Here is a 6,395-nt window from a genome sequence, read left to right as displayed (position 1 = left end):
CGGGCGTCCGTTTCCGTCGCGGTGGGGCGCTAGCGCCGCATCGCCCGCGCGGCGCTCCGCAGCCGCGCCGCGAGCCCGGCGCCTGCCGCCGCCGATGCCTTCACCGCCGTCACGCGGGCGTCGGGCAGCATCGGGAAGGTCACGATCGAGATCTCCCAGAGATCGATCTCCTGGAGCCGGCGCAGGCCCGTTCGCGCGTCCGTGCGCCCGCGCACCGTGCGGAAGCCGATCGAAAGGCCGTCGATCGCGCCGGCGCGCATCAGCGCCAGCACCTCGCGCGCCTTCGCCGCCTCAATCGTCAGCCGTCCCTCGACATAGAGCCCGCGCCGGTCCTCGCGGATCGTCCGCCAGACGCCGATCGGCAGCGCCGGGTCGTGCTGGAAGAGCATGCGGATGCCGGCCGCGCCGCGCGCCTTGAGCGACGCCGCGAAGGCGCCGGGCACCACCACGTCGCGGGCGAGGTCGGCTGCGCCGAAGAGGCTCGCATAGCCGGAAAAGGACCCGTCCGCCTCCACCGGCGAGAGGTCCGCCGGAGCGAACTTCCGCTCGCGGGCAAGCGCCGCGGGGTGCGCCGCGCTCATCGCACCACCCGGAAGCGCGGCGCCGCCTGGCGCCGCATCCGCCGCTCGAGCAGGACGCCGAGGAGCTGCATCGCGAATTCCGCGAAGACGGCGCGATGATCGGCGCGGGAGCCCCCGCGCGCCTTGAAGAATGCGGACATCCGAACCTCCGATCTTAGATGTGCGGGGGGTACTCGCGCCGGCGCGGCCTCCGCCGCGCTCGACGGGCCCGCCGCCTCCGTTCCCCTCCCCCTCGTGGGGAGGGGCTGGGGGAGAGGTTTTCCGACGCTCCGACGCGCGCGGCGGCACGTCGCTCCACTGCCGTCATCGCCGGCCCCGCCCCTTGTTCTGCCGAGCGCAGGCCTCACCCCTTGTCCTGTCGTCATCGCCGGACTTGATCCGGCGATCCACGAGAGGCCCGCCCCTTGTCCTGTCGTCATCGCCGGACTTGATCCGGCGATCAGACGGCGGCCCCGGGGCACCGGAAGCCGCTGGATGCCCGGGTCGAGCCCGGGCAAGACGACAGAGACAAAGACGGAGCGCCCCTCCGCCCTCACGTGCCGTCCGCCCGCCCTCGCACCGGCGTTCCCCCTCGCACTGTCGTCATCGCCGGACTTGATCCGGCGATCCACGCGAGGCCAAGCGGGCGGCGCCGGCAGTGCAGACGGTTCGGCCCCCGTTCGGCCCTACGAATGCTCGCGGAAGAGCTGGTTGAGCCGCGCGATCTCGTTCACGAAGTCGTTGAAGCGCTTGTTGGAAAGGGCGAGCTCGCGGAGCGCCCAGAAGAGCAGCCCGGTCGCGCTGGAAGCCCAGAGGAAGAGCGCGAGATGGGCGAGGTCGCCGCGTTCGGCGAACTGGCTTGTGACATCGGGCATCGTGCCCTCCCGTCCGTGAATATCCCGGCCGGCCGCCGCGATCCGCCCGGTCGCCGCAGCCAGCCCGTCATCCCTCCCGCGGCCCGTAGCCGACCGCGGCGCGCTTCTCGTCCTCGCTCAGGAAGTCGGCGCCCTTGACCCGCCGCCAGACCGCCTCGCGCTCCGCCGAGAGCGCCTCGACCTCGTCGACGTCGTACCAGAGCCGGAGGTCCCCGCCGAAGGCCGGCGCGAGCCAGCGCCCGAGCGCCTGCGCCGTGCGGCCGGCGAGCGGCAGCACGGTCTGGCGCCAGAAGGCGAGGTTCGCCTCGCGGTAATTGGCATAGGTGTTGTCGCCGGGAATGCCGAGCAGCATCGGCGGCACGCCGAAGGCGAGCGCGATCTCCCGCGCCGCATTGTTCTTCGCCTCGAGATAGTCCATCTCGCGGGGCGAGTGGCTCATCGCCTGCCAGGCGAGGCCGCCTTCGAGGAGGAGCGGCCGCCCGGCATTCGCCGCGCCCTGGAAGTTCGCCTCGAGCTCCGCCTTCAGCCGTTCGAACTGCGTCTCCGAAAGATTGCCGCCGTCCTTTGCCTGGTAGACCAGCGCGCCGGAGGGCCGTGCCGCATTGTCGAGAAGCGCCTTGTTCCAGGCGCCCGCCTGGTTGTGCAAATCGAGGCTCGCCTGCGCCGCGTCGATCGGCGCGAAGCCGTAATGGTCGTCGAGCGGATGGAACTGCGCGAGATGCAGGATCGGGGGAACCGGCCCGCCGCCTTCCTGCTCGAAGCGCACGCTGCGGCCGTTCGCCGCGTATTCGTAGGCCGCCGGCCAGCCGTCCGCGTCGGGCACCACCGCCATCCGGTCGGGGCGCAGCACGTGGAGCTCGCGGACCGCGCCGTCGATCGCCACCGCCTCGAGATAGGCGTTGCCGGAAAGGAGCAGGTGGCCGTAGGCCGCCTCCATCAGGGCGCCGCCCGCCAGCCGCGGGTTCGGCCGGTCGAGCAGCGCCAGCAGCGGGTGCTCGCCCGCCTCGCGCCCGCTTTCGTAGACGAGCCAGGGCAGCGCGGCTGCCGCCTCCGCCACCATCCGCACGCAGCGATAGGCGACCGGGTTGCGCATGTAGCCGGCCCGGGCGAGCGCCGCATAGCTGCGGCTCGTCCAGACCGGCCGGCCCGCGCCGTGCAGCGCCAGGATCGCGCCGGTGCGCGAGGCCTTCGCTTCTGCGGGTACGCTTGCGGACCGCGCGGCGCCGGCCGCGCGACGCTCCCTCAACCAGCGCAGCATAACCCCTCCTTTGATTAAACTTAAAGTAACCCACGCGATCAGCGCATGGCACCCTTGCGCGGCGCGCCTTGCGGCACCGCAGCGAACGTCCTATCTCCCGCTCGCGCCCACACGGGCGTTTCCTCCCTAGACTTCGGACCGCCGGTCAGCCGTGCGGTCCTTTTTTTTTGCGCCGGCGGCGCCTGCTGCGCCTCGGGCCGGGCGCCCTGCTGCGCCTCGGGCCGGGCGGCGCCTGCTGCGCCTTGGGGCGGGCGCCGCCTGCTGCTTTGGTCGCGCTTGAAGGCGGCCCGCGCCGGGATCACACTCCCGCTGCCCCTGGGGAGGGAGGCTTCGATGACCGTTGAACGCGGAATCCTGCTCGTCGTCGGGATCGTGATGCTCGCGAGCATCCTTCTCGCCGTCTACGTGAACCTCAACTGGCTGTGGCTCGCCGGCATCCTCGCCGCGCACCTCATCCAGGCCTCGTTCACGGGCATGTGCCCGGTCGTCATGCTGCTGAAGCGCATGGGCCTGCCGAGCCGGCCCGGCTTCGCCTGAGGCGGAACCTGCGGCCGCCCGGCGGGTTCTCGACGCTCCCGCAGCGACCGCCCGGCCCTGCCGGCGCGGCAGGAGCCGCCATGACGGACGACGATTTCGAGGTTCAGAGCGTGTCTGTGGAATTCGTCCGCAAGCACGCGACGGTCACCATTCTCGGCACGAGGGGCGAGGCGAAGTACCAGCTCGTCGCCCGCCACATCCCGTTCGATCCCGACGACGAGGCGAACGAGCACGAGATCCGCGAGGCCGCCGTCAAGGAGGCCAAGCGGCTGATGGCGGCGGCCGCCTACGTCAAGGCGCCGAAGGGACCCTGACCGCCGGCCCGGCGCAGCCTGACCGTCTGGACGAGCCCGCCGCCCGGCCGGTTCGCGAGCGTCACGCTGCCGCCCTGGCGCTCCACGATCTCCTTGGCGATCGCGAGCCCCAGCCCGGCGCCGGGCACCGCCTGCCGCCGTCCCGGGTCGACCCGGAAGAACGGCTCGAAGGCCCGGTCGATCAGCGCTTCCGGTATGCCCGGGCCGCGGTCGGCGATGGTGATCACGCCGGCGCCGGCCTCGGCGGCGACCTCCACGATGCAGCCCTTGCCATGCGTCGCGCCGTTCACCAGGAGGTTGCGGAGCGCGCGGCGGAGGCCGAGCGCGCCGGCGCGGACCGGCACGCTTTCGATCCGTCCCGCCTGCGCGGAGAGGCCGAGCGCCTCCATCTCCCCGACGAGGTTCCGGACCAGCCCGTCGAGCGCGACCGTCTCCGTCGCCTCCTCGCTGCGGCCCTCCCGCACGAGCCGGATGGCGCTGTCGGCGATCCGCTCCAGCTCGTCGAGATCGGCGAGCCATTTCGCCCGCTCCTCCTCCGGCAGGAACTCCGCCCGCAGGCGCAACCGCGTCATCGGCGTCCTCAGGTCGTGGCCGGCGGCGGCGACGAGCCGCATGCGGCTCTCCATCGCCGCCTTCAGGCGGGAGGACAGCCGGTTGAGCGCCGCCGCCGTCGCCCGCACCTCGGCCGGGCCCTCCTCCGGCACCGGCGCCAGCACGCCGTCCGGGCCGACCCGCGACAGCGCGGCCCGCAGGATTTCGAGCGGCCGCGTCAGAAGCGCGGCGAAATAGATTGCGACCGCAGCGGCGCCGAGCGCGATGAGCGCGATCCAGCCGGCGAAGATCCGCCAGTCGCCGGGCGGCGGCGAGAAGTCCGGGATCGGCACCACCAGCCAGCGTCCGTCGCCGAGCCGCACCGAAGCCGCCATGCCCGGCCGGTCCGACCGATGGACCACCTCCACCGGATAGGGGAGCGCGGCCCGGCCGAGCGAGGCGCCGAACGCGGCCGAAAGCTCGGGGATCGGCCTGCCCGGCAGCGGCGCATCCCGGATGTCGATCCCGGCGGGAACGGTCCTGCCGGGCTGCGCGAGCGCGGCGACCAGCATGCGGATCTGCATCGCCACCGGGTCGTTCGTCCGGTCGTGCGGCGGCGGGCGCATGACGCTGAAGGCGGCGAGGCTCGCGAGCGCCACCACGCCGACGATCGAGCCGACGAGGAGCAGCGCGAAGCGCGCGCGCAGCGACGTCACGGCCCCTCCCCGCTCTCCACGCGCACCGCGAGCTGGTAGCCGGCGTTCCTGACCGTCTTGAAGAGCGGCCCCTCGGCCGGCTCGCCGAGCTTCCGCCGGATCCGGCTCATCAGCACGTCGACGGAGCGGTCGAACGGGTCGCGCTCGCGCCCCTGCGTCAGGTCGAGCAGCTGGTCGCGCGAGAGCAGCCGCCCCGGCCGTTCGACGAAGGCCTGCAGCAGCTCGAACTCCGCCCCCGTGAGGTCGACGGGATTGCCCGCCGCGTCGAGGACCCGCCGCGTGTCGGGCTCCAGCGTGAAGCCCGCGAAGCGGAAGCGCCGCGCCCGGGAAGGCTCCGGCTCGGCCGGCGCCGCCCGCCGCAGGACGGCGCGGATCCGCGCCGTCAGCTCGCGCGGGTTGAACGGCTTGCCGAGATAGTCGTCGGCGCCGAGCTCGAGCCCGATGATCCGGTCGACATCCTCCTTGAGGGCCGTCAGCAGCACCACCGGCACGTGCGGCCTGCGCTCGGCGAGCCCGCGGCAGATGTCGAGGCCGGAGCCGTCGGGCAGCATCACGTCGAGCACGACGAGGTCGACCGCCGCCGCCGCCAGCTTCGCCTCGAACTCGCGACGGTCCGCCGCCACGGTCACGCGGAAGCCCTGCGCCTCGAGATAGCGCCCGAGGAGGGTCCTGATCTCGCGGTCGTCGTCGACGACCAGGATGGTCGGCCTGGCCTGCACCAATCGTATCCCTCTGGCGCCCGCCCAGGCGGGCCCGTCGGTCGTCCGCTTACCCGAATGCCTGCGCGAAAGGAACGCGTAGCGCCGGCGGGGAAACCGCCGGAAACCAATTCGCCCCCGGCGGAAACGTTCGGAAACGAAGGGACGAATTGCGGCAAAGTCCGGAGCGTCTGATGGCGGTCGTGACGAACGGACGAAAGGGGATCGGCGTGAACGGGACGGGTCGCCTGCAGAGGGTCTGCGGGCTCGTCGGCGCGGCATTGCTTGGCACGGCCGTCATCTCCGTGCCGGTCCTTCTCCTCGCCGTCGCGGTCGCGGCCTTCGTGCCCGACCTCGCGATCCTCGATTTCGGTGTCGCGCGCTGGGCGGTCGCCGCCATCTTCGCGCTCCAGCTCCTCTTCCTCGCCACCGAGGAGGAGTGACCGGGTGAGGGCGCGATCCCCCAGTCTAGAGCGCCCTCACCCGCGCCTCTCCGCTCCGCCCCGTCAGCGCGGTCAGCGCCCAGACGAGCGCGTCGAGCCGGTCCGGCGAGCGGCCTGAGGAGAGCCCGCCGGCCGCGAAGTCGCACATCTCGTCCTCGAGCTCCGGGAAGGCGCCGACATGGCGCACGCGCCCGGCCTCGTAGAGCGCGGCGACCGGCTCGGCCCGGAGCCACTTGCCGCGCGTCGCGCGCACCTGCTCGACGGGTGCCGCCTCGTCCGCCTGGCGGATCAGCGCCGCCACCATGTCGCCGCCCTGGTTCACTTCGGCGACGATCCGGTCGGCGCCGAGCTCGTGATGGAGCGCCACCGCGCGCCGGGCCCAGCCGGCGGGCGAAAGCCGGGCGGCGCTGCGGTCGGCGAGCACGTAGGCGAGCCCGTCGGCGCCCCGCCCCGCCGCGACGAT

Annotated in this window: 10 protein-coding genes; 3 read left to right on the top strand and 7 right to left on the bottom strand. The window is 73.1% G+C overall.

Going from position 1 to position 6,395, the window contains the following annotated elements; genetic code table 11:
- Nucleotides 1-29 precede the first annotated feature (29 nt).
- From E4O86_RS21930 to E4O86_RS21915, 4 genes are all read right to left on the bottom strand, one after another.
- Entirely contained in the window at nucleotides 30-581 is a 552-nt protein-coding gene (locus E4O86_RS21930; RefSeq protein ID WP_161142684.1) for an HK97 family phage prohead protease, read from the bottom strand.
- Nucleotides 578-721, bottom strand: coding sequence for a hypothetical protein (locus tag E4O86_RS21925; RefSeq protein WP_161142683.1), 144 nt, complete (start codon nucleotides 719-721; stop codon nucleotides 578-580). Before E4O86_RS21925 ends, E4O86_RS21930 begins: the two co-directional genes overlap by 4 nt.
- Before the next feature lie 525 nt (nucleotides 722-1,246).
- Nucleotides 1,247-1,435, bottom strand: a complete 189-nt coding sequence (locus tag E4O86_RS21920; RefSeq protein ID WP_161142682.1) for a hypothetical protein — start codon at nucleotides 1,433-1,435, stop codon at nucleotides 1,247-1,249.
- Nucleotides 1,436-1,502: 67 nt separating this feature from the next.
- On the bottom strand, nucleotides 1,503-2,693 hold the full coding sequence (locus tag E4O86_RS21915) for a phage portal protein (protein WP_161142681.1): 1,191 nt from the start codon (nucleotides 2,691-2,693) through the stop codon (nucleotides 1,503-1,505).
- Nucleotides 2,694-3,026: 333 nt separating this feature from the next.
- On the opposite strand from E4O86_RS21915, the gene E4O86_RS21910 reads away from it, so the two are divergent.
- Both E4O86_RS21910 and E4O86_RS21905 read left to right on the top strand, forming a co-directional pair.
- Nucleotides 3,027-3,230: a YgaP family membrane protein gene (locus E4O86_RS21910; RefSeq protein ID WP_161142680.1), complete on the top strand. Its 204-nt coding sequence runs from the start codon at nucleotides 3,027-3,029 to the stop codon at nucleotides 3,228-3,230.
- A gap of 80 nt (nucleotides 3,231-3,310) precedes the next feature.
- Nucleotides 3,311-3,544, top strand: coding sequence for a hypothetical protein (locus E4O86_RS21905; protein WP_161142679.1), 234 nt, complete (start codon nucleotides 3,311-3,313; stop codon nucleotides 3,542-3,544).
- On the opposite strand, the gene E4O86_RS21900 is transcribed toward E4O86_RS21905, so the two are convergent.
- Together E4O86_RS21900 and E4O86_RS21895 are read right to left on the bottom strand one after the other, a co-directional pair.
- Nucleotides 3,517-4,791: an ATP-binding protein gene (locus tag E4O86_RS21900; RefSeq protein ID WP_161142678.1), complete on the bottom strand. Its 1,275-nt coding sequence runs from the start codon at nucleotides 4,789-4,791 to the stop codon at nucleotides 3,517-3,519. The two genes, E4O86_RS21905 and E4O86_RS21900, sit on opposite strands and share 28 nt — an antisense overlap.
- A complete protein-coding gene (locus tag E4O86_RS21895; RefSeq protein ID WP_161142677.1) occupies nucleotides 4,788-5,510 on the bottom strand; it encodes a response regulator in 723 nt (240 codons plus the stop codon). Before E4O86_RS21895 ends, E4O86_RS21900 begins: the two co-directional genes overlap by 4 nt.
- A 173-nt stretch (nucleotides 5,511-5,683) precedes the next feature.
- On the opposite strand from E4O86_RS21895, the gene E4O86_RS21890 reads away from it, so the two are divergent.
- A complete protein-coding gene (locus E4O86_RS21890; protein ID WP_161142676.1) occupies nucleotides 5,684-5,932 on the top strand; it encodes a hypothetical protein in 249 nt (82 codons plus the stop codon).
- 25 nt (nucleotides 5,933-5,957) lie between these two features.
- On the opposite strand, the gene E4O86_RS21885 is transcribed toward E4O86_RS21890, so the two are convergent.
- The coding region (locus tag E4O86_RS21885) for a phage terminase large subunit family protein (RefSeq protein ID WP_161142675.1) at nucleotides 5,958-6,395 on the bottom strand (438 nt) is incomplete at its 5' end.

The sequence above is a fragment of the Propylenella binzhouense genome, from assembly GCF_009866965.1.
Taxonomy (GTDB): domain Bacteria; phylum Pseudomonadota; class Alphaproteobacteria; order Rhizobiales; family Afifellaceae; genus Propylenella; species Propylenella binzhouense.
Note: the sequence above shows the minus strand (reverse complement) of the source record. Positions and strands in the feature narration are given on the sequence as shown.

Bases quoted from the DNA above. Each gene is read 5' to 3' on its own strand.
- E4O86_RS21930 (WP_161142684.1), bottom strand. From the start codon at position 581: ATGAGCGCGGCGCACCCCGCGGCGCTTGCCCGCGAGCGGAAGTTCGCT.
- E4O86_RS21925 (WP_161142683.1), bottom strand. From the start codon at position 721: ATGTCCGCATTCTTCAAGGCGCGCGGGGGCTCCCGCGCCGATCATCGC.
- E4O86_RS21920 (WP_161142682.1), bottom strand. From the start codon at position 1,435: ATGCCCGATGTCACAAGCCAGTTCGCCGAACGCGGCGACCTCGCCCAT.
- E4O86_RS21915 (WP_161142681.1), bottom strand. From the start codon at position 2,693: ATGCTGCGCTGGTTGAGGGAGCGTCGCGCGGCCGGCGCCGCGCGGTCC.
- E4O86_RS21910 (WP_161142680.1), top strand. From the start codon at position 3,027: ATGACCGTTGAACGCGGAATCCTGCTCGTCGTCGGGATCGTGATGCTC.
- E4O86_RS21905 (WP_161142679.1), top strand. From the start codon at position 3,311: ATGACGGACGACGATTTCGAGGTTCAGAGCGTGTCTGTGGAATTCGTC.
- E4O86_RS21890 (WP_161142676.1), top strand. From the start codon at position 5,684: ATGGCGGTCGTGACGAACGGACGAAAGGGGATCGGCGTGAACGGGACG.